Origin of the sequence: Xanthomonas sp. Leaf148 (assembly GCF_001423585.1) — a bacterium.
GTDB lineage: Bacteria > Pseudomonadota > Gammaproteobacteria > Xanthomonadales > Xanthomonadaceae > Xanthomonas.
This window is the reverse complement of record NZ_LMOP01000013.1, coordinates 127,890-151,855: the sequence shown is the minus strand read 5'-3', so window position 1 is coordinate 151,855 and position 23,966 is coordinate 127,890. Positions and strand designations below refer to the sequence as shown.

The 23,966-nt window shown below is 64.3% G+C and carries 9 protein-coding genes, 1 other RNA gene and 1 pseudogene; 9 read left to right on the top strand and 2 right to left on the bottom strand.

From position 1 onward, the window contains the following. Nucleotides 1-80 precede the first annotated feature (80 nt). The 5 genes from ASF90_RS20010 to cobA all read left to right on the top strand — a co-directional run bounded on the left by ASF90_RS20010 (nt 81) and on the right by cobA (nt 7,695). Entirely contained in the window at nt 81-1,250 is a 1,170-nt protein-coding gene (locus ASF90_RS20010) for a nitrate/nitrite transporter (RefSeq protein WP_193552617.1), read from the top strand. Nucleotides 1,251-1,308: 58 nt separating this feature from the next. Next, nucleotides 1,309-3,726: a nitrite reductase large subunit NirB gene (gene nirB, locus ASF90_RS20005; RefSeq protein ID WP_236699321.1), complete on the top strand. Its 2,418-nt coding sequence runs from the start codon at nt 1,309-1,311 to the stop codon at nt 3,724-3,726. Next, a complete protein-coding gene (nirD, locus tag ASF90_RS20000) occupies nt 3,723-4,088 on the top strand; it encodes a nitrite reductase small subunit NirD (RefSeq protein WP_055854323.1) in 366 nt (121 codons plus the stop codon). The genes nirB and nirD overlap by 4 nt, the downstream gene beginning before the upstream one ends. Next, the gene (locus ASF90_RS19995; protein WP_082473633.1) at nt 4,085-6,883 is read left to right on the top strand and encodes a nitrate reductase; all 2,799 of its coding nucleotides are present in this window, start codon (nt 4,085-4,087) and stop codon (nt 6,881-6,883) included. The genes nirD and ASF90_RS19995 overlap by 4 nt, the downstream gene beginning before the upstream one ends. Nucleotides 6,884-6,948: 65 nt before the next feature. Next, on the top strand, nt 6,949-7,695 hold the full coding sequence (gene cobA / locus ASF90_RS19990; RefSeq protein WP_193552618.1) for a uroporphyrinogen-III C-methyltransferase: 747 nt from the start codon (nt 6,949-6,951) through the stop codon (nt 7,693-7,695). A 200-nt stretch (nt 7,696-7,895) separates the two neighbouring features. On the opposite strand, the gene ASF90_RS23040 is transcribed toward cobA, so the two are convergent. Continuing rightward, nucleotides 7,896-7,970: non-coding RNA, sX9 sRNA (locus tag ASF90_RS23040), on the bottom strand. 486 nt (nt 7,971-8,456) lie between these two features. Here ASF90_RS23040 and ASF90_RS19985 point away from each other — a divergent pair. The 3 genes and pseudogenes from ASF90_RS19985 to ASF90_RS19975 all read left to right on the top strand — a co-directional run bounded on the left by ASF90_RS19985 (nt 8,457) and on the right by ASF90_RS19975 (nt 10,662). Then, nucleotides 8,457-8,714 carry a KGG domain-containing protein gene (locus ASF90_RS19985; protein WP_005990975.1) on the top strand — a complete coding sequence of 86 codons (258 nt, stop codon included), beginning with the start codon at nt 8,457-8,459 and terminating at the stop codon, nt 8,712-8,714. A 406-nt stretch (nt 8,715-9,120) separates the two neighbouring features. Then, a pseudogene (locus ASF90_RS19980) lies at nt 9,121-9,668 on the top strand (DUF892 family protein). Nucleotides 9,669-9,747: 79 nt separating this feature from the next. After that, nucleotides 9,748-10,662, top strand: coding sequence for a M14 family metallocarboxypeptidase (locus ASF90_RS19975; RefSeq protein ID WP_055854319.1), 915 nt, complete (start codon nt 9,748-9,750; stop codon nt 10,660-10,662). A gap of 123 nt (nt 10,663-10,785) precedes the next feature. Here the strand turns inward: ASF90_RS19975 and ASF90_RS19970 are convergent, their stop codons facing one another. Next, entirely contained in the window at nt 10,786-12,597 is a 1,812-nt protein-coding gene (locus tag ASF90_RS19970) for an EAL domain-containing protein (protein WP_055854578.1), read from the bottom strand. A 731-nt stretch (nt 12,598-13,328) separates the two neighbouring features. Between ASF90_RS19970 and ASF90_RS19965 the strand changes: the two genes are divergently transcribed. After that, complete coding sequence (locus ASF90_RS19965; protein ID WP_055854316.1) at nt 13,329-23,528, top strand: autotransporter-associated beta strand repeat-containing protein; 10,200 nt, start codon at nt 13,329-13,331, stop codon at nt 23,526-23,528. Nucleotides 23,529-23,966: the final 438 nt, after the last annotated feature.

Sequence of the window (23,966 nt, the reverse complement as noted above, 5' to 3'; positions counted from 1 at the left end):
GACGCCGTTTTTTTTTGGCCATCGCATTCGAAGAGGTCTCTATGCAGCGCTCGTTCTGGCGATCCGGGCACACGCCCACCTTGTTCGCATCCTTCCTGTATTTCGACCTGAGCTTCATGGTGTGGTATCTGCTCGGGCCGTTGCAGGTACCGATTGCGCAAGCGCTGGGATTGGATACGCAGCAGCGCGCCTTGATGGTGGCGGTGCCCATCCTGTGCGGCGCGGTGTTGCGCCTGGTGCTGGGCATGTTTGCCGATCGCGTCGGTGCAAAGCGTGCCGGCGTACTCGCGCAGCTCGCCGTCATCGCCGCGTTGTTCGGTGCCTGGCAACTGGGCGTCAACAGCATGGGGCAGGTGCTGATATTGGGTATGCTGCTCGGCATTGCCGGCGCCTCGTTTGCAGTGGCACTGCCGCTGGCATCGCGCTGGTATCCGCCCGAGCATCAGGGCACTGCGATGGGCATTGCCGGTGCAGGCAATTCCGGCACGGTGCTGGCCGCGTTGTTCGCGCCAATGCTGGCCGCCGCATTCGGCTATCAAAACGTGTTTGGACTGGCGTGCATCCCTTTGGTGCTGACGCTGATCGTGTTTGCGTCGATTGCCAAGGAAGCGCCCACACCGGTCGCACGCAAGCAATGGGCCGACTACGGCCGCGTGCTGGTGGGCAACCGCGATGCATGGCGCTTCATGTTTTTCTACGCGATCACCTTTGGCGGGTTTTCCGGCTTTGCGAGCGCCTTGCCGGGCTACTTCCACGACCAATTCGGTTTCGATGCGCGCACTGCCGGTTGGGCAACTGCGGCCTGCGTGCTAGCCGGTTCGGTGATGCGGCCGCTCGGCGGCGTGATTGCCGATCGCGTCGGCGGCACACGTGCCTTGCTGACGGTGTATCTGCTGGTGGCCGTGCTGGTGGGCATCGCCGGATTCGGTGCGGGTGGGGCCACGCTCACGCTGGCGTTGTTCGTACTGACCTTGCTGTGCCTTGGCGCTGGCAATGGCGCTGTTTTTCAGCTGGTTCCGCAGCGATTTGGCCAGGACATCGGGGTAATGACCGGCTTGATCGGCATGGCCGGCGGCATCGGCGGGTTTGCGCTGGCCGCGAGCCTGGGCGTGCTCAAGCAACACACCGGCAGTTATGCACTGGGCATGTGGCTGTTCGCCGCATTCGCTTTGGGTGGCTGGGCGCTGCTGGCCGGGGTCAAGACCCAATGGCGCAGCGAATGGTCTACCGCCGGCGCGGCGCGCGTCTGACATGTCGACAGGAATCCAGGCAATGAAGCAACCCAGACTCGTCGTCATCGGCAACGGCATGGCCGGCATCCGCACCGTAGAAGAACTGCTCAAGCTGATGCCGGGCATGTATCACATCACCGTGTTCGGGGCCGAGCCGCATCCCAACTACAACCGCATCCTGCTCTCGCCCGTGTTGGCCGGCGAGCAGGAGTTCGACGACATCGTGTTGAACCCGCTGCAGTGGTACCGCGACAACGGCATCCATCTGCACTTGAACAAGGAAGTGACACGCATCGATCGCGTGCGCCGCCGCGTGATCGCCGCCGATGGCACCGAAGCCGAGTACGACCGGTTGTTGATCGCCACCGGCTCGGTGCCGTTCGTGCTGCCGATTCCCGGCAATACGTTGAAAGGCGTGATCGGGTATCGCGATATCCAGGACACCCGCACCATGATCGACACCGCGCGCAGCAGACAGCATGCGGTGGTGATCGGTGGCGGCCTGCTCGGTTTGGAAGCGGCCAACGGGTTGAAAGTGCGTGGCATGGACGTGACCGTGGTGCACTTGGCTGGCTGGTTGCTGGAGCGCCAGCTCGACCCGGTGGCCGGTAACCTGTTGCAACAGGCACTGCGCGCACGCGGGCTGGAGTTCCGCCTCAATACCGCCACCAGCGCGCTGCTGGGCAATGCGCAGGGCGAAGTGATCGGGGTGAAGTTTGCCGACGGCAGCGAGATCCCCGCCGATCTGGTGGTGATGGCCGCCGGCATTCGCCCGAATACGCGGCTGGCCGAAGAAGCCGGCATCCATTGCTCACGCGGCATCGTGGTCAACGACAGCCTGCAGAGTTTCGACCCGCGCGTGTATGCGGTGGGCGAGTGCGCCAACCATCGTGGCATTGCGTATGGTCTGGTCGCGCCATTGTTCGAGCAGGCCAAGGTCTGCGCCAACCATCTGGCGCAGTTCGGTATCGGTATCTATCGCGGCTCGGTGGCATCGACCAAGCTCAAGGTCACCGGCATCGACCTGTTTTCGGCCGGCGACTTCATGGGCGGCGATGGCTGCGAAGAAATCGTGCTGTCCGACCCGGCCGGCGGCGTCTATAAAAAGCTGGTGATCCGCGACGACGTGCTGGTGGGTGCGTGCCTGTATGGCGACACCAGCGATGGCGGCTGGTACTTCAAGTTGCTCAAGGACGGCACGCCGATCCAGGCGCAACGCGACCAATTGATCTTCGGCGAGAGCGCGTTGGGCGACTCGGGCACCGGCGGCCAGGACCGCGCCAGCGCCATGTCCGACACCGACGAGGTCTGCGGTTGCAACGGCGTGTGCAAGGGCACGATTGTCAAAGCGATCAGTGAGCAAGGCCTGTTCACTGTGGACGAGGTAAAAAAGCACACCAAGGCGGCCAGTTCCTGCGGTTCGTGCACCGGCTTGGTCGAACAGATCCTGATGAACTGCCTGGGCTCCAACTTCCAGGAAACCCCAAAAACCAAGGCGGTTTGCGCGTGTACCGACTTGAGTCATGGCGAAGTGCGCCGTGCCATTCGCGAACACAAACTACTGACCCACGCGCAGGCCTATGCCTTCATGGAGTGGCGCACGCCCAATGGCTGCGCCACCTGCCGGCCGGCGATCAACTACTACATGCTCTCGACCTGGCCGCATGAAGCCATCGACGACCCGCAATCGCGTTTCATCAACGAGCGCGCGCACGCCAACATCCAGAAAGACGGCACCTTCTCGGTGATTCCGCAGATGAAAGGCGGGGTGACCAACGCCAGCGAGTTGCGCCGCATTGCCGATGTCGCCGACAAGTACGCGGTGCCGATGGTCAAGGTAACCGGCGGACAGCGCATCGATCTGCTTGGCGTCAAGAAAGAAGATCTGGTGGATGTGTGGCGCGATCTGGGCATGCCGTCCGGCCATGCCTACGGCAAGTCGATCCGCACGGTAAAGACCTGCGTGGGCAGCGAGTTTTGCCGCTTCGGCACCCAGAACAGCACGCAGATGGGCATAGATCTGGAAACCATGCTGGCCAACATGTGGAGCCCGCACAAGGTGAAGCTGGCGGTGTCTGGTTGCCCGCGGAATTGCGCCGAATCCGGCATCAAGGATGTGGGCATTATCGCGGTGGACTCGGGCTGGGAGCTGCATGTTGGCGGCAATGGCGGCATCAAGACCGAGGTTGCGCGCTTTCTGGTCAAGGTGACCACGGCCGAGGAAGTACGCGAATACACCGGTGCGTTTTTGCAGCTGTATCGCGAACAGGCCTATTACCTGGATCGCACGGTGCACTACATCGCACGCGTGGGGCTGGATTACATCCGTGCGCAGGTGGTCGACGACGCGGCCAACCGGCGTGCGCTGTACGAGCGGCTGTTGTATTCGCTCGAAGGCCTGGTCGACCCCTGGAAGGCGCGCATCGCCGGCGAGCGGCGCCAGGAATACCAACCGCTGCGCATCGCCGCGCCAGCCGCAACGGTGGAGGAATGAGCATGCACAACGCCGCATGGGTGCGCGTGTGCGCATTGCAGGACCTGCCGGCGCTGGGCGCGCGCGTGCTGGAAGTCGATGGGCTGCCGCCGATCGCCATCTTCCGCACTGCCGACGACCAGGTGTTTGCGCTGCGCGACCGTTGCCCGCACAAGGGCGGGCCGTTGTCGCAAGGAATCGTGGCCGGCGACACCGTGACCTGCCCATTGCATGGCTGGGCGATCGGCTTGCAGAGCGGGCAGGCCCACGCACCGGACGTGGGCTGCGCGCCGCGCTACCCGATCAAGGTGGAAGCCGATGCCGTGTGGATCGTGTTGCAGCCGGTGTCGCAGCCGGATGCCGTGACCGAGCCGGCGACATGAGCGAAGGCCTGCAGGCCGCGTCGCCTGCCACGGCAGCGCAGTCGCACATGGCAGCGCCGATGCATCGCATCACGCGTTCGACCTGTTGCTACTGCGGTGTGGGTTGCGGCGTACTGATCCACAGCGAGCACGACGCCGATGGCGAGCGCATCGTGGGCATCGAAGGCGACCCGCTGCATCCGGCCAATCACGGCCGTCTGTGCAGCAAGGGTCTGGCGTTGCCGCAGACCGTTGCAAGCACGCTGGGGCGTGTGCTTGCGCCGGAGTTGCGCCGGCATCGGCAGGCGCCGCGTGCGCCGGTGAGCTGGGATCAGGCCCTGCAGCATGTCAGCAGCAAGCTGGCCGCCATCGTCAAGGAACATGGCCCGGATTCGGTGGCGTTCTATCTGTCCGGGCAGCTGCTTACCGAGGACTACTACGTCTTCAACAAGCTGGCCAAGGGCCTGCTCGGCACCAACAACATCGATACCAATTCGCGCCTGTGCATGTCCAGCGCGGTCACCGGGTACAAGCTTGCGCTCGGTGCCGATGGCCCGCCGACCTGCTATGAAGATCTGGAGCTGGCGCACACGGTGCTGTTTGCCGGCAGCAACATGGCGTACGCGCATCCGGTGCTGTTTCGCCGGCTCGAAGACGCGCGCGCACGCAACCCGGACATTCGCTGGATCGTGATCGATCCGCGGCGCACCGATACCGCGGCCATGGCCGACCTGCACCTTGCAATCGAACCCGGTACCGACGTCGCCTTGTTCAACGGCATGCTGCATCACCTGATCTGGGAGGGTCTGGTGGATGCGCGTTTCGTTGCGGCGAGCACGCAGGAGTTTGATGCCCTCAAGCGGATGTTGCGCGAGTACACCCCGCGCATGAGCGCCGAGATCTGCGGAATCTCGCACGAGGACCTGGTGCAGGCGGCCGAGTGGTTCGGGCGCAGCCCGGCGGCGCTGTCGCTGTATTGCATGGGCCTGAATCAGTCGGCGCACGGCACCGACAAAAATCTTGCATTGATCAATCTGCATCTGGCCACCGGTCAGATCGGCAAGCCGGGCGCGGGGCCGTTTTCGCTGACCGGCCAGCCCAATGCGATGGGCGGGCGCGAAGTAGGCGGCATGGCGACGATGCTGGCGGCGCACCGCGAGATCGGCAACGCGGAGCATCGTGCCGAAGTGGAGCAGCTCTGGGGCGTGCCGGCGGGGCGCATCTCGCCGAACCCCGGCACGCCGGCGGTGGAGTTGTTCGAGCGGCTGCGCGCCGGCACCTTGAAGGCAGTGTGGATCGTCTGTACCAACCCCGTGCATTCGATGCCGGAAGTGGCCGGCATTCGCGCCGCGCTGGAACAGGCCGAACTGGTGATCGTGCAGGATGCCTTCTCCGGCACCGACACCGTGCCTTATGCCGACGTCTTGCTGCCGGCGGCCAGCTGGGGCGAGAAGGACGGCACGGTGACCAACTCCGAACGCCGCATCACCCGCGTGCGCAAGGCAGTGGAAGCGCCGGGGCAGGCGCGTGCCGATTGGTGGATTGTCAACGAAGTTGCGCGTCGACTGGAGGCACTGCTGGCGCCCGCCACAGGCGCTGGCCTGTTTGCATTCGACAGCACCGCAGAGGTCTTCGACGAGCATCGTGCGCTGACGGTAGGGCGCGACCTGGATATCGGAGGCCTGGACTACGCAGTGCTGGACAATGGCCCGCATCAATGGCCGTTTCCTGCAGGGGCGACGCAAGGGCAGGCACGGCGTTACACCGATGGAGTGTTCGCTACTGCCGATGGCCGTGCGCGGTTTCATGCAACGCCGTATCGCAAGGTGGCAGAAGCCACCTCGGCACGCTTTCCGATGCGCCTGCTCACCGGTCGCCTGCGCGACCAATGGCACGGCATGTCGCGCACCGGGCGCGTAGCCGCGGCCTATGCGCACAGCCCGGAACCGTCCTTGCGCATGCACCCGGACGATGCCGTACGCCGCGGGCTGGTGGCTGGCGAATTGGTACAGGTGGCCAGCAAGCGCGGTGCGCTGGTGCTGCCGCTGGAGTTGTCGGACGAACTGCGCTCCGGCACGGTTTTCGCCGCAATGCACTGGAGCGGGCAGACGCTGTCCAGCGGCGGCATCAACGAGGTCAGCACGGCGGCGGTGGATGCGCGCTCGCACCAGCCGGAGCTCAAACACGCGGCAGTCCGCGTGGAGAAGGCGGTGTTCGGCTGGCATCTGCTGGCGGCACGCCGCGGTGATGCGTTGGCATTGCAGCAGGCACTGCAACCGCTGCTACGCGAGTGCGGCTACGCGAGCTTGCGTCTGCATGCCGAGCCATTGGCGGATGCCGGTGGGCAGTGGGCGGTGCTGCATGCGGCTTGCGAGCGCGCGCCCGATCCTGCCTGGATCGATCGTCTGGTGGCTGCGCTGCAGTTGCCGGCCGGCGCCGACGTTCTGGAATACCGCGATCTGCGCCGCGGATTGATGCGCCGCGTTGGCTGGCGCACACAGGACGGGCAGAGCCATATCGATGGCCTGCTGCTGACTGCCGCATACCCCAGCGATGCCAATCAGTCGCTGCTGACGGTCGCCTTGGCCGGCAAGCCCTGGCGGGGTGCACGGCTGGCCGTGTTCGCACCGACGCCTTCCGCGCCCAGTGACCCGATCGTGTGCACCTGCATGCAGGTGTCGGCCGCCGCGATTCAAGCGGCCATCGACGATGGCGCCGACGTGGCGCAGCTCAAGCAACGCCTCGGCTGCGGCACCGTCTGCGGTTCCTGCGTTCCGCAACTGACCCGGCTGTGCCGCCAACCGCGGCTGGCCTGATGCACCTCATCCCTCCACACACTGCGAGATCTCTCATGTCAGTCACACCTTCCTGCGCGCGTGATGTGGTGTTGTTGTCGGCCGGTCCCGGCGATCTGGAGCTGCTCACCATCAAGGCGGTCAAGGCGCTGGCAGTGGCCCAGGTGCTGCTGCTCGACGACCTGGCCAACCCCGACATCGTCACGCTGGCACCGCAGGCGCGCGTGATCCGCGTTGGCAAACGCGGCGGTTGTCGCTCCACGCCGCAGGAGTTCATCTGCCGGCTGATGCGGCGTTATGCGTTGCAGGGCTTGCGCGTCGTGCGCGTCAAAGGCGGCGATGCGTTGTTGTTCGGCCGTGCGGGCGAAGAAATCGGTTTTCTGCGACGCGCCGGCGTGGGCGTGCAGGTGATCAATGGCGTCAGCGCCGCGTTTGCCGCCGCAGCGTCGCTGGAAGTGTCATTGACACATCGCAGCCATTGCCATGGCATCACGTTTGTCACCGCGCACACGCACGACCATGGTGAGCCGAACTGGGGCGCGCTGGCGGCCAGCGGCACAACGCTCGGCATCTACATGGGGTTGCGCCGTGCAGACGCGCTGGCGACGGCGTTGCTGGCGCATCTGCCGGCCAGCACGCCGGCCGCCATCGTGCAGGCGGCCACGCGGCCGGAGCAACAGCGCAGGCTGACCACACTGGGCGACCTGGGCAATGCCGCGGCAGCGCTGTTGCCCGGTCTGCCGACCCTGCTGCTGGTGGGCGATGCGTTGTCCGAAGCGTCGGTGGCCTGCGACGATCGCTTCGGTGCGGTACTGCAACAGGCAGTGGGGTAAGCGCTACGCGGCGCATCGTTGCGCACTGCCTGGTTAGCATGCGCGCGTTCGAATCGCAGGACCATGCGAGCGATTTTGCTGGAGCAGCCTGATCCGCCGATGCTGGGTGTGTGTGGTTTTGAGCGCTCATCGCTGATCGGTCAGCCAGCTTGAAGACACAACGATCAGCGGCCACCGGACGCGCTGAGGCGGTTTGGAGCGGCTGAAAACCTCAGCGAGCAATCGTCAGGTAGGTGTGGACGGCGCGCTCAAAACCGAAGCTGCGCGTGGTACATGCCGATTCCTCGCACCGCGCCCGCCTGGCGGCTGCACAATCGTTTTGTCAGTGGCGTTTAGAGCCGGCACTACGCACTCAAGCCGATCCTGCGTGCCGGCTGCGCGCAACTGACGATGGCTCGTTCTGTCAGCCCCCGCAGTGCGATGTGAACCGACCATCCGACACTCCAGGATGCAGCGCAGACCACGCTGATCCGAGTCGTGGCTCCCGTCGCGGACGCTCGTCCGTCGGTACGCGGGTGCGCGCTGTCGCCATGACCTGTCGTTGGCGACATCTGTTTCGTCATTTTTGGTAGCGCTACCCATCCTGCAGCGTGATGCGGCGGCTCCAGGCGCGTGAGGTGTGCAAGATTTGCGCAGCGAGCGCAGCCGTTTTTTCCTGCATGTGCTCGTCTGCCCCCATTTGGCCTGTGTTTCGGGTTGGCACGAATGTTGCGTCAAGCCCCTCACCGAATGACGTACCCGATGCATCGAGAGGAGGCACAGTGGAAGACGGACAGAACAGTACTCGTAGCCGGCGTGGCTTTGCCGCATTGGACCCGGAGAAGCGTCGCGTGCTGGCCAGCAGCGGTGGCAAGGCTGCACACGCCAGCGGTAATGCGCACGAATTCACCAGCGACGAGGCACGCGAAGCCGGTCGTAAGGGTGGCCAGGCCGTGAGCCGCGATCGCGATCATATGTCGCGTATCGGCAGCAAGGGCGGGCGATCCAAGCAGGCCAAGCCGCAGGAAGAATCCGCGTAGTCAACGGTTGGGCATGCAATAGCATGCCGTCATTGATTCAGGGGATGCAGGCCCTGCGCCGTCACGGCGCAGGGCCTGCTTTTTTAAGGCGCAAGCCCACGAAGCGCACGCGCCGACAAGCAATCGATTGCACGCAAATGACATCGGTACACGCGATCGCTGCACTGTTCACGCTGCCAAGTCCATAACTGGTTGATGCAAAACGCATTACAAGCGCCCAGGAAATTTTTGCAGACCTGCATGTGCCCACCATCGATTGCAGTGCAAATTTTCCGCCTCTGGTGCTCAAACAGTTTCGCGTCGGCAGAATTTGCAGACCTTGCAGAATCTGCAACGTGATGAGGCGGGTGTGCAGAACGGTCTTGGCAGCGAATCACAAGACCGACAACGCGCCCGCATGCGTGTGATGCCTGCTCCAGAGCGCAGATGCGATAGCGCTATGCACGGGTTGCGCAACGCGCGAGCAATGGAGCGGCAGGCCGGACCGCTGCGCAAGGCCCAGGCCAGGCGCAGCGAGCAAGAGCGGCAGCTCAAGGCGCGCGTCGAGCAGCATCTTGAGCAACCTCGCGGCCAGCAATACCTAGTGGGATCGTGCATCGAACGCTTGACGGATCGCCATCGGCGGTCAAGAACTCCATGGGCAACAGGGCTGCGTTAGACCGGCCATGGGGTGTGACGACCTTCGATGAGGTCGTCGAGGACGCACTGGCCAGCTAGCTGCTCAAGAACCTGGAGATCGCCGCGTCCACCGCGTTACCCAGTGCAGCCAAGACCATGCGCGATGTCCAGGCACCAAGTGTCTGCTGGCAGACTCTGCCGCAGGACCAGGACCAGGAGCGGGCTATTGCCGACTGGCTGCTTGCACTTCTGCCCGCGCTGATCGAAGAGTTCTCGGTTCGCGATGCCATCTCACACGTGACTGCCACGCCGTGGCCGCCAGCGCTGATGCTCTAGACATCTTAAGAATGCGGGCTTTTTCTTTCTGTGCGGCGAGCGCTTACCCTTGGACGCTCTTTGGCAACCCGGCTCGATCATGACAACGCATCTCGATTATCCGATCGGTACTCCTGGCCAGGCGTGGGGCGATGGCGAACGCAGCGCATGGCGCGCGCAACAAGTGGTGCAACGCAGTTACGCCGCTGAGGTTGTGCAGGTCATCGATGCACTGGATGAGCGCTACCAACGCGTGCACTACGGCAGCATCGTGGCGGATTCCATGCAGTACCCGCTGCTGGCATTGCGCAGTGCCGCGTGGGACAACACGCTGCCGTGCGCACTTGTCACCGGTGGCGTGCACGGCTACGAGATCAGTGGCGTGCAAGGCGCGCTGCTATTTTTGCAGCAACGCGCTGCAGAGTATGTGGGCAGGATCAATCTGCTGGTGGCACCATGCGTCAATCCCTGGGGCTATGAGCGCATCCAGCGCTGGAACGCCGACGCGGTCGACCCGAATCGCTCATTCCGCGACAACAGCCAGGCTGCAGAGTCGGCGGCCTTGATGCAACTAGTCGCCGCAACCGCTGGCACGATGCTGGTGCATATCGACCTGCACGAAACCACCGACAGCGATGAGAGCGAGTTCCGTCCTGCGCTGGCGGCACGCGATGGCGTACCGTTCGTGCCTGGCAGCATTCCGGACGGGTTCTACCTGGTGGGCGATAGCGAAGACCCGCAGCCCGCATTTCAGCAGGCGGTGATCGCGGCAGTGGAACAGGTCACGCATATCGCGCCAGCCGATGCGCAGGGTCAGATCATCGGTGCGCCGGTTACGGGTCATGGGGTGATCAACTACCCGGTGCGACGCCTGGGCCTATGTGCTGGCGTCACCGCTGCGCGCTATCGCACCACCACCGAGGTGTACCCGGACAGCCCGCGCGCCACGCCGCAGCAGTGCAATGCTGCACAGGTCGCGGCGATTTGTGCGGCACTGGATTACGCACTCTCGTAAGGGTGAAAACACCTAGGCAGCAGCGTGAGTGCGGGCTTGCGACGCGCTTTAGCTGCCTGCGTGCTGCAGGCGAGCAGGCGGTGTCGACCGGCATGTGATCCAGCGCAACCATGCGGCTTTTGCTCAAGGCAGGCGTCGCTGCACCCTGGCGTCCTGCACATAGGCCGCCACCAGTTGCGCCTCCATCGGCCTGGACAGTAGATATCCCTGCGCCTCATCGCAGCCCCAGCTGCGCAGCAACGCAATCTCGTCGGCGTGTTCGATGCCTTCGGCAACGGTGCGATAGCCCAGCGCGCTGGCCAGTCGCACCACTGCTTCTGCGCGCATCTGCATGCCAGCCTTGTTGGCAATGCCGGTGACCAGCGAGCGGTCCAGCTTGAGCACGTTGACCGGCAACTCGGTGAGATACCCGAAATTGCTGTAGCCGGTGCCGAAGTCATCGATGGCCACGCTGACGCCGGCATCGCGCAGGGCGCGCAGGCGCGGGACGGCTTCCACGTTGCTGCGCAACCAGCGGCCTTCGGTGATTTCCAGCTCGATCCGCGTGGTCGGAATGGCCAGGTCCTTGCAGCGATTGATCACGTCGGCGGCCAGATTGATGTTTCCGAAATCGCGCGACGACAGATTGATCGAGATGGAAAAATCCAGGCCTTGCGCTCGCCATTGCGCCAACTGCAGCAATGCGCTTTCGATTACCCAGTTGGTGACCGTGCACATCAGTGCGGTCTTTTCGAACAACGGAATGAACTCGTCCGGACCGATCGGCCCCAGGCTGGCATGCTGCCAGCGCAGCAGTGCCTCGAACCCGACGACCGACAGATCTTCCAGATCGATACGCGGCTGGAACACCAACCGGAAATCGCCGGCTTGCAGCGCCTTTTCCGCATCCAGCGCCAACCGATACGAGCGCTGGATGGCATCGTCCTGCGAAGCGCTATACCAGCACACCACGGCATTGTTGCCGATGGCATCGCCCAGCGACACCAGCCCCTTGCGCATCACATCGTTGGTATCTGGTTGTTGCGGTGCAAAGCGCACCACGCCGGCATGGAAGGTCAGCGACATCGGCACCCCGGCGGCATCGAACGGCTTTTGCAGCATGTCGCGCAAATCCAGCAGCAGGTCTTCCATCTCGTCGGGCGCCGAGTTGAGCAGAAAAAACGCAAAACGCATCGACGCAACGTGATAGACAGTGGCCTTGCCGCGCAGGGCGCGGGTCAGCACATAGCTGGCGTGACGGATCAGCTCTTCCAGCGGCTGCATGCCCAGAGCCTGGCGCGCCTCGTTGGCCGCCTGCGTGTCGTAGACCTCGATAAAGGCTGCAATGGTTGGCACGCTGTGGCTGCCGAAGGCGAGGGCATCCAGATCCGATTGCAGCTGACGCGTATTGAGCAGGCCGCTGTGCGGCTCACGCCGGCCCGCGCCGAATTGCAGCTCCAGCTGCGCTGCCGTCACATTGGCAAACATCAGTAGCTGCTGATGTTCCTGGCTGGCGAGGCGGCGCTCGCGCGTGTCGATCACGCATAACGTGCCGGTGATGCCGGCCTGCGGCGCACCGACCGGCACGCAGGCAATAAAGCGTGCCGGCAGCCCGGGAAACGCCGCATCGCCCAATTGAATCGGCGCGAGTGCGTCGCCTTCGATCAACTCCGTCACACCATTGGCAGCGGCCGGTGCGCGTTGACACAGCGCGATGGCTTGTTCGACCTGGGTGGTGCTGATCCCGCGCGCCGCCAGCACCCGCATGCGGCCGGCTTCGGTAATGGTCAACGCCGCCGCTGGGGCGACCAGCGCATGGCATAGCAGGCGAGCGATCTGTTCGAGCGGCTCCATCCCGCCGAGATCGATTGGCACCCCGGACCAATCGAAGTGGCGTTCCTGTGTTTTGTCTGCCGAAGCAAGCGTCATGTCGTCAGGTTCCGTGTTGAAGATCACACACTGCAGGGCCACTAGAAACAATTCGAGGTCACCAATGGGTGATGAGCCGGGAGCGTGATGCTGTCATCACGCTCGAATCCTCCGCGCAATAGCGTGTACTCCCGTAAGCGGACATAACAAATAATCGATAACGGCTGCTCGTTTCACTTTGGACTGGCTTCTACAAATACCGCATTCCACCGACCGGCGTCGAGAGTGGATTGGTTATATCGATCCAACCGGACTCAGGTAGACCATTTGGCAGTGATTCCGTTCTTTCGCAACACGACATATTCGCGGCCTCTTCTATTCATAAGGTTCGGACCGCTATCACGCGGTGTAATGCGTACTGGCTGGTTTGGTGATTCGGACTCAACCAATGCATTGGCATGGATCACCGTGAAATGCGTCTTTATTTTAGCTGTTTCGCCCGTCTGGCAGGGCTGTGGCTGCTTTAAAGGCGGCCGTTCAAGCGTTTGAAGCGGGCGCAAGTAAACACGTCGACAGTTTATGCCCGTGTAACGCGCGAGTGCGTGGTTAGTGATACTCCGCACAGTTCAATTGAGGCGATTCGCCTATTAATTTGGCAACGTGTTTACCAGGGATTGGTATTAACCACTCTCATTCTTGAGCGAGCGGGTTGAAGCGAGTCACGCTTTAAATCCACCGAATCTTTAATCCACTTCCGTCTTTTGAAGGCGCGCATGTGTGCGCGCTGATCTATCGCGCGGCAAATCAGGGGAATCAAAATGAATCGTGCATTTGCGCTGGTCTGGAACGCAGCCATTGGCAATTGGGTCGTGACGCATGAACTGGTGCGGCGTCGACGTAAGCCCGGAACGACGCGCCGTGCATTGCCCAGCCTGGTGGTCCTGGCGGTGGGGGCCGCCGCTCCCGCATTGGCCTGGGGTGCGTGCACACCCGCATTGCCGACTGCCGGCGCAACCGTCACCTGCACCGGTCTGCCGATCCTCAGCAATGCTTTTTCGAGTAACGCGAATAATCTGACCGTCAACGTTGCGGCGGGCACGCAGATGACGGCTGGCTTGCTGGGCGGTACCGCCATCGCGCTCGGTGGCACCAATGCAACGCTCAACAACAGCGGCACCATCGACCCGTCCGTGCTGGGTCTGCTGTCGGTGTTGAGTACCGGCGTCACCATGGGCAACGCAGGTTCGACATCGGTGATTGCCAACAATCTGTCCGGCGGCACCATCTACGGGACCGGCGGGTTGCTGGGCGCCAATCTGCTCAATCTCGATGGAATGGCGTTGGGTCTGACCTCCGCCAGCAATGGCGTCGTGCAGATCAACAATGCCGGCTTGATCAGCAGCCGGACGTTGCTCAATCTCTCGGTGCTGGGTGCCGACACGCCGGTGATTGCCGTCAGTGGCGGCGGAACCGTCAATGCGGTCAATACCGGCATCATCGATGGACGCGTCGGCTTTCAGAGCTCGGCTACCGGCAACAGCTTCGTCAATTCCGGCACCATCAACGGCAGCGTGTCGATGGGTGCCAACAGCACCAATACCTTCACCGCAGTGACGGGCGGAAGCATCAACAGCGCTGGCGGACTCGGACTGGAATTGCTTGGTCCAGGCGGTTTGCTGAGCTTTGCACGCACCGGTGTGGTGGATGGCGGCGCGGGCGGAACCAATACGCTGATCCTGCAGAATTCCGCGACAGGAACCGGTAGCGGCATTACCGGTGTCGGCGCGGCAAGCACCGATCAGTACATCAATTTCGGCAGTCTGCGCGTCAACAGCGGGACCTGGACGCTGGGCGGCGCAAGCAACTTTGGCAGCAGCGCACTCAATGGCGGTGTCCTGCAATTTGCGATACCCGCGCAGTTGGGCACGGCGATCACCGCCAACGGCGGCACGCTCGAAGCCACCGCTGCCGGCTTGACGCTGGCACCGGCCGGCGGTATTGCGATCGCGGCGGGCGGTTTGACGGTGCAGGGCACCAATGCGTTGACCATCGGCAGCACGCTGACAGGCACGGGGGCGCTGACCAAGGCTGGTACCGGCGGATTGAATCTGACCGGCGCCAATACCTTCAGTGGTGGCGTCAACCTGAGCGGCGGCGCGCTGACCGCGGGCAATAGCGCCGCCTTGGGAACAGGCACCGTCACAGCGTCCGGCGGCAGCCTGCTGGCCGGTGCCGCACTCAACTTGGCCAACGCCTTTGTATTGAACAGTAACTTGGGCATTGGCGGGACCAATGCCGTGCGGCTCGGCGGTGTGGTCAGCGGCGTCGGTGCACTCAACAAGACCGGCACCGGCACGCTCACACTTGGCGGCGCCAATACCTATTCCGGCGGTACCACGCTGAGCGCGGGCAGCACGGTGCTGGAAACCTCCGGCGCGCTCGGCACCGGCACCGTCACTGCAGCAGGCGGGCTGCTGGACACCACTGCACCGTTGACCTTGAGCAATGCGTTTGCGCTCAACACCACGCTGGGCCTGGGTGCCAGCGGCAATGCACTCACCTTGACCGGTGCGCTTGCCGGCACCGGCGGTCTCAACAAGACCGGCACCGGCACGCTGGCGCTCAATGGCGTCAACACCTATAGCGGCGGCACAACGCTGGCAGCGGGCACCCTGCAGTTGGGGACTGCGTCCGCACTGGGCACCGGCGCGTTGAATGTCTCCGGCGCCTCCAGCCTCAGCACCAGCGCACCGTTGGCGGTAACCAATGCGGTCAATCTTTCCGGGCCATTGAGCTGGACCGGCGCGCAGGCGCTCACCCTTGGCGGCGCCATCAATGGCAGCGGCAGCCTGATCAAGAGCGGTGCCGGCGATCTCACGCTGACCAATATCAATGGCTATACCGGTGGCACCACGCTGAGCACCGGGCGCCTGGTGGTCGGCTCCAATGCTGCGCTGGGCACGGGGACCTTGACCGCCAGCGGCGGTGTGCTTGATGCAAGCACTGCGGCAACGCTGGGCAATGCGCTTGCGCTCACCGGCACGCTGGGCGTGGCCAGCAATGGCACCGCGCTGAATTTGAGTGGTGCGATCAGTGGCACCGGTGCGTTGAGCAAGCTGGGCACCGGCACGCTCACCTTGGGCGGTTTGAACACCTACAGCGGTGGCACCACGCTTGCCGGCGGCACCTTGCAGGTGACCAATAACGGTGCGCTCGGCACCGGTGCGCTGAGCTTGACCGGCAACGCCAATCTGCAGGGCACCACGCCCACCACGTTGACCAATGCAATCGCATTGAACACCAATGCATTGACGCTCAATGGCACGCAGGCGCTGACGCTGGGTGGCGGCATCAGCGGTGCCGGTAGCCTGGTCAAATCCGGGAGCGGCGATCTCACCCTCACTGGCAACAACCTCTATACCGGTGGCACATCGCTAAGCGCGGGCAGGCTTGTCGTCGGCAGCGACACAGCGTTGGGTGTGGGCGCATTGACCGCAGCAGCCGGCACCACGCTGGATAACGTCGCGGTAAGCACGCTTGCCAACGCCATCGCGCTGACCGGTTTGGTCAGCATCGGCGGCAGCAACGCGCTGACGCTCAATGGCGGCATCAGCGGTGTCGGAAGCCTGGACAAACTCGGCCCCGCCAGCCTGACCCTCGCGGGAAACAACACCTACACCGGCGGCACGCTGCTGACTGCGGGCAGCCTGGTGCTGGGCAGCGATGCCGCACTGGGCACAGGCAGCCTCACCGTTGCCGGCGGCCTGCTCGATAGCACCGCTGCACGCGTGCTCGCCAACAACGTCGTGCTGAATGCCGACCTGCAGCTTGGCGGCAGCCAGGACCTGGCGCTCAATGGCGGCGTCAGCGGTGTCGGCGGCCTGGTGAAGAACGGCGGTGCGTCGCTGACGCTGACCGGCGCCAACACCTTTGCCGGCGGCGTGGATCTCAATGCAGGCGCCTTGTTGATTGACAGCGGCGCGGCATTGGGAAGCGGCGTGTTGACCGCTGCCAACGGCACGCAGTTGCAGGCGACTACTGCAGCGACAGTGGGCAATGACGTCGTTTTGAACGGTGCGCTGTCGCTGACCGGCAACAACGCGCTCGACTTGACCGGCGCGGTGAGCGGTGCGGGCAGCCTGATCAAACAGGGCACTGGCGCGTTGACGCTGACCGGCAACAATGGTTATGCCGGCGGCACGCTGTTGAATGCCGGTTCGTTGATCGTCGGCAGTGACACGGCGCTCGGGAGCGGCGCGCTCATCGCGGCCGATGGCACGCTGCTCAGCGCCGCCATCGCCGCGACCTTGCAGAATGCCGTCACGGTGAATGGCGCGCTCGGCATCGACGGCCAGGCGCTCACGCTCACTGGTGTGATCGATGGTGCGGGGAGCCTGATCAAGAGCGGCACGCAGACGCTCACGCTCACCGGCAATAACACCTGGAGCGGCGGGTTGCAGCTGCAATCCGGCGGGTTGGTGGTTGGCAGCAACACCGCCTTGGGTAGCGGCACGCTCACCGCCGCGGGCGGCACAACGCTCGATGCCAACACGGCGGTGACGCTGGCCAATGCGCTTGCCTTGAACGGCGCATTGACGCTGCCCGGCACGCAGGACATCACGCTGGACGGCGTGATCAGCGGCGCCGGTAGTCTCGCTAAACAAGGCACGACAACATTGACCTTGGGCAACGCCAACACCTTCAGTGGCGGCGTCACGCTGGATGCCGGCCGCCTGGTGCTTGGCAACGCTGCAGCCTTGGGCGTGGGCGGCCTGGTGGTCAGTGGCGCCACCGAACTGGATGCAAACACTGCGCTGGCTGTCGGCAATAGCGTGCAATTGAACAGCCAGCTTTCGCTGATCGGCAGCAACGACCTGGGCTTGAACGGCACCATCAGCGGCACCGGGAGTCTGGTCAAGAACGGCACCACCACCGTGTCGCTCAATGGCAGCAACACCTACAGCGGGGGCACCACGCTTGACGCCGGCACGATTGCGGTGGGGGCCGATAACGCACTCGGCACCGGCAGCTTGTCGGTCACTGGCGATTCGGTGCTGAGCAACGCCATCGCGGTGGCCTTGAGCAATGGCATCGATCTGGCTGCAGCGCTCACCGTCGACAACACGGCGGACATGTTGGCCAGCGGCACCATCAGTGGCGCGGGCGCGCTGACCAAAACCGGCCTCGGCACCTTGACGCTGAGCGGCAGCAATACCTATACCGGCCCGCTGGCGATCCAGGCCGGCACCGTGGTGGCCAGCACGGCCGCATCGCTTGGCAATGCCAGTAACGTGGATGTGGCCGCCGGTGCGGTATTGAACCTGACCAACGGTGGCCTGATCAATGCACTCACCGGTGCGGGGAACGTCGATACCGATGCCGGGGCAACCTTGCAACTGGGCAGCGGTAACTTCGCCGGCAGCCTGGGCGGTGGCGGCAATCTGGACAAGGTCGGCCCGGGCACCGTGAACCTGCTCGGCACCAGCCTGATCGGCGGCGCTACGCAGGTGAGCGGCGGCATCCTGGACGTGGTGGGCAGCCTGGGTACGAGCGCGTTGAACGTGGCAACTGGCGGCACGCTCACCGGTACCGGCCCCAGTGGCAGCATTGGCAGCGATGTGACCATCGGCAATGGCGGCCGGCTGGCATTGAGCAGCGGTTCGTCGCTCAGCATGGGCGGGCTGACGTTGGCACCGGGCGCGGTGATGGACGTGTCGCTTGCGGCGCCGAGCACTACGCGCCTGCTTGCGGTCAACGGTAATCTCACCCTGGACGGCACACTCAATGTCATCGACATTGGCGGCTTCGGTTCTGGTGTGTATCGGTTGATCGATTACACCGGTGTGCTGACCAACAACGGCGTGCTGTTCGGCAGCATTCCCGGTAGCGTCGATATCAGCCAATTGGCATTGCAGACCGCGATCGGCCAGCAGATCAATCTGGTGGTCGCGGCACCGGGCAGCATCGTGCAGTTTTGGGACGGCGTGCAGACCACCGCCAATGGCACGGTCGATGGCGGCTCGGGGGTATGGGGCACTGCCACCAACTGGACTGGCCAGGACGGCTCCGCCAACAGCACCTGGCAGGGCGATTTTGCAGTGTTCTCCGGCACTGCCGGCACGGTTGTCGTGCAGGGCACGCAAACCATCGGCGGCCTGCAGTTTGCGAGCGATGGCTACGTGCTGAACGATGCCGGTGCGAGCACGCTGGCGGTGACCAGCCCCCTCACCGCAATCCGCGTCGACCCCGGCGCCACAGCCACAATCGATGTAGACATCTCCGGCATCGGTGGCGTGCAGAAACTCGACACCGGCACCCTGGTGCTCGACGCGGCCAACAGCTACACCGGCGGCACCTCGCTCAGTGGCGGCACGCTGGTGTTGGGTGATGCACAAGCGCTCGGCACCGGCGCGTTGACCGCAGCAGCAGGCACCAGCCTCGATAGCAACCAGGCAGTGGCCGTGGGCAATGCGGTCGTCCTGGATGGCGCGCTGAATCTCATCGGCAGCAACGACCTGAGTTTGTCCGGGCCGGTCAGCGGTGCGGGCAGTTTGATCAAGAACGGCACCACCACGCTTACGCTCGACGGCAACAACAGCTACGCGGGCGGCACGGTATTGAATGCCGGCACGCTGGCGGTGGGTAGCAACAGCGCCCTGGGTGTCGGCAGCTTGTCGGTGTTGGGTAATTCCACCTTGAGCAATGCGATCGCACTGGCGCTGGGCAACAGCGTCAACCTGGGTGCGGATCTGACCATCGCCAATGCCGCGGATCTGGCACTGACCGGCACGCTCAGTGGTGCGGGGGCGCTCACCAAGACCGGGCTGGGCACCTTGACCTTGTCCGGCGCCAACAGCTTCAGCGGTCCGGTGGCGGTGCAGGCCGGTGTGCTGGCCACCGCTGCTACCGGCAACCTGGGCACCACCAGCGCGGTGGATATCGCCGCGGGTGCCGGGCTGTCGTTGGGCAGCAATGCAGCGCTGGGCGCGGTGACTGGGCTGGGTGCGGTCGACATCCTCGGCGGCAACACGCTGCAGCTGGGCGTCAACAACGTTGGCAGTACGTTTGCCGGCAGCCTGAGTGGCGCCGGCAACCTGGACAAGGTGGGAACCGGCACATTGCAGCTCACTGGCACCAGCGCGCTGGGCGGCACCACGCAGGTCCTCGGCGGCACGCTGGATGTGGATGGCACGCTGGCCAGCGCTGGTGGCCTGAGCGTTGGCGCGGGCGGCAGCTTGAGCGGCAGTGGCCTGGTCGATGCGGCGGTCACCGTCAACAATGGTGGCCGTCTGGTGGTGAGCAGTGGTGCATTGCTGACCACCGGCAGTTTGAGCATGGCGCCCAACGCCACGCTCGATGCATTCCTGGGCATCCCGAGTCTGACGGGGGTGCTGCAGGTCAACGGCGACCTCACGCTGGATGGCACGCTCAACATCACCGACATCGGCGGCTTCGGCACCGGTGTGTATCGCCTGATCGACTACAGCGGTGCGCTGACCGACAACGGCCTGGGCATCGGTACGCTGCCCGGCACCGTGGACCCGACCCAGCTGACGCTGCAGACCGCACTGGCCCAGCAGGTCAACGTGGTGGTGTTGGCGCCAGGCAGCAACGTGCAGTTCTGGGATGGTGCGCAAACCGTCGCCAACGGCAGCATCGATGGCGGCACCGCTGCATGGACGGCCGCCGACACCAACTGGACATCGATCGACGGCCTGGCCAACGACACCTGGCAGAACAGTTTCGCGGTGTTTGCCGGCACTGCCGGGACTGTCGCCGTGCAGGGCACCCAGGGCATCACCGGCATGCAGTTCGTCACCGATGGCTATGTGCTGAGCGATGGCGGTGCCGGTGCGTTGAGCGCCAACGCCGCCAACACCATAATCCGCGTCGACCCCGGCGTGACCGGCACGATCGATGTTGCCATCGGCGGCGCAGGCGCACTGCAGAAACTCGACACCGGCACGCTGGTGCTCGACGCAGCCAACAGCTACACCGGCGGCACCTCGCTCGGTGGCGGCACGCTGGTGCTGGGCGATGCACAAGCGCTTGGCACCGGCGCGTTGACCGCAGCAGCGGGCACCAGCCTCGATAGCAACCAGGCAGTGGCGGTAGGCAATGCAGTGATCCTGGATGGTGCGTTGAATCTCATCGGCAGCAACGATCTGAGCTTGTCCGGGCCGGTCAGCGGTGCGGGTGGCTTGATCAAGAACGGCACCACCACGCTCACGCTTGACGGCAACAACAGCTACGCGGGCGGCACGGTGTTGAACGCGGGCACGTTGGCGGTAGGCAGCAACACCGCCCTGGGTGTCGGCACGCTGTCGGTGACCGGCGATTCGGTGCTCAGCAATGCGATTGCTGCCGCGTTGGGCAATGCGGTCAATCTGGGTGCCGTGCTCACCGTCGACAACCCGGCCGATCTGACCCTGGCCGGCGCCATCGGCGGCAGCGGCGCACTGATCAAGACCAACACCGGCACGCTGACGCTGGACGGCAGCAACAGTTACACCGGCGGTACCACGGTCGGTGCCGGCACGCTGGCAGGCGATAGCGCGAGCTTGCAGGGCGCGATCGTCGATAACGCCACCGTCGTCTTCAACCAAGCAGCCAACGGAGTGTTTAGCGGTTCGATCACCGGTACCGGCAACGTGGTCAAGGACGGCGCCGGGGCACTGTTGCTCAATGGCGCAAATGGCTACAGCGGCGGCACCACCATTGCCGCCGGCAGCTTGATCGGCGACAGCACCAGCGTGCAGGGCGATGTCGTCAACAACGCGGCACTGGTGTTCAACCAGGCCATCGGCGGTGTGTATGCCGGCGTGGTCAGTGGGAGCGGCTCGCTGGAAAAGGCCGGCACCGGCGCACTGCAACTGACCGGTGCCAATAGCTACACCGGCGGCACGTTGGTGAGTGCCGGCAGCTTGATCGGCACCACGACCAGCCTGCAGGGCGACGTGTTGAACAACGCCACGCTGGTCTTCGAACAAGCCACCGATGGCACATTTACCGGTCTTGTCAGCGGCACCGGTAGTTTGGTGAAGCGGGGTGCCGGCGTGCTCAGGCTTGCTCGTGCCAACACCTACAGCGGCGGCACCGCCATTACCGGCGGCACACTGCAAGGCACTACCACCAGCCTGCAAGGCAACATCCTCAACGACGCAGTGCTGGTGTTCGATCAGGCCGGCGACGGCACGTTTGCCGGCAACATTACCGGTAGCGGTGCGCTGATCAAGGACGGCAGCGGTGCGGTCACGCTGGATGGCGTCAACGCGTATCTCGGCGGCACCACGATCAATGCGGGCAGCTTGATCGGCGACACCGACAGCCTGCAGGGCAACATCGCAAACAACAGTGCGTTGGTGTTCCTGCAGAACGCCAACGGCACCTATGCAGGCACGCTGTCGGGCACCGGCAGCCTGCTCAAGGACGGCGTCGGCACCTTGTTGGTTACTGCAGACAGCAGCGGCTTTACCGGCCCGACCACCATCACCGCAGGCACCTTGAGCGTGGGCAACCCGGCCAACCCGGGTGCCGCCATCGGCGGTCCGGTGACGGTGGGGCCGGGCGGTACGCTGACCGGCAGCGGCAGCATCGGCAGTCTGACCACGACCGGCGGCACCCTGGCCATGGGCGGCACCACCGGCACGATCAGTGTGGTTGGCAACGCCACCATGGGCCCTGGCTCCACGGTGCAGGTCACGCCCGGTACGGACGGTGCGGTGACGCCTTTGACGGTAGGCGGCGCGGCCACGCTAGCACCGGGCAGCACGTTGATATTGGTGCGTGCAGTCGACCTGCCATTGTTCACCGAGATTCCGGTGATCAACGCGGCCGGCGGGCTCACCGGGCAATTCACCAACGTCGTGTCCGACTACGCGTTTATGGATCCCAACGTCAGCACCACTGCAACGGCACTGTCGGTATCGATGGGCCGCAATACCGTTGGCATGGTGGATGCGGTGACCACGCCCAACCAGCAGTCGACTGCTGGCGCAGTCGATGGCCTGCCGGTGACCAGCCCGGTGTATCAGGCGGTGATACGTCTGCCGGACGACCCGGAGGCAATCGCCACCGCCTTCGCGTCGCTGTCGGGCGAAAGCCATGCCAGCACCGCGACCGCCATGCTGGACAGCCGCTTTCTCACCAGCGGCATCGGCGGCCATCTGCGCGGCGATAGCCAGGACACCCGCATCGGCGACACCACGGTGTGGATTACAGGGCGTAGCCTGCCCAACCGCGTCGATGGCGATGCCAATGCGATTTCGGTGCGCCGCGAAGACAACGGCATCATGGCCGGTGCAGAACGTCGCATCGGCGAGCGCAGCGTGCTCGGTGTGGCGGTCGGCAGCCAGGACATCGAAAGCTGGTCGCGCGAGTGGGGCGACCGCGCCGACATCGATGGCACGCACGTCGGTGTGTATGGGCAGGCCGACTGGTCCGCGTTTTCGCTGCAGGGCGCCGTGGATTATGCGGACTACAGCGTGGATGGATCGCGTCGGGTGATGCTGCCCGGCGTGCTCGAAGAACGGCTCACCAGCGAATACGACGCCACTGCGGTAACGGTGTCGGTGGAAGCGTCGTGGAATCTGCGCACCGGCAATGCGGTGTACAGCCCGTTCATTGCCGCCGACTACACCCATCTGAAGACCGATGGATTTGACGAGCGCGGCGGGATCGCCGGGTTGACGGTCGACAGTGCCACGGACACGTTCACCACCAGCACCCTGGGTGTGCGCGGGCGTTGGGAGCTTGGTCGGCAGGCCGCGCTGTATGCCTCGGTGGGTTGGCGGCATGCGTTCGGCGATCGCGCCGTGCGGCGTTCGGCGGGCTTCATCGGGACTGGCTCGGAGTTCGCAGTGCAAAGCGTCACGCTGGCCAAGAATGCCGCCATCGGTGAGTTGGGGGTCAGCCTGATCACCTCGCCCAACAGCCGCCTGTCGCTGTCGTTGCAAGGACTCAATGGCGATGGACAGACCGCGTATGGCGGGCAGGTGACCTGGGGTTGGAGTTTCTGATCGGCTCAACGCAGTGAACGACAAAGCCCCGGCATGCCGGGGCTTTTTTTGCGTGCCGATCCGCTTGACCGGGTGCGTATCGACGCGTCGTCGTCGATGAAGTAACCGATCGGTACCGGTTTGCTCGTGGCTTGCATTCTGTCTCGACCAGTGCAAGCGCGTCGACAACCATGTGTGGAGCGGTCGATAAGCATGGGCGGGGATCGACTGCAGATCACGTCGGTGGCGTGCATTGCCGCATTCCCGCATCGATCAAAAGCAGCGCTTTTCAATTGTTTTCTGCAGGCCGTGGCATCGCCTGGAGTGCCTTCGTAGCGTGCAAGCCCACGGCCACGCGTGCTATGGCAGTCGCGCTGCCACACGCACAGACGCACGAAGGCCCCGGCATGCCGGGGCCTTCGTTGTCGCTGGCATTACGCGGCCAGCGGAGGGTGTCGC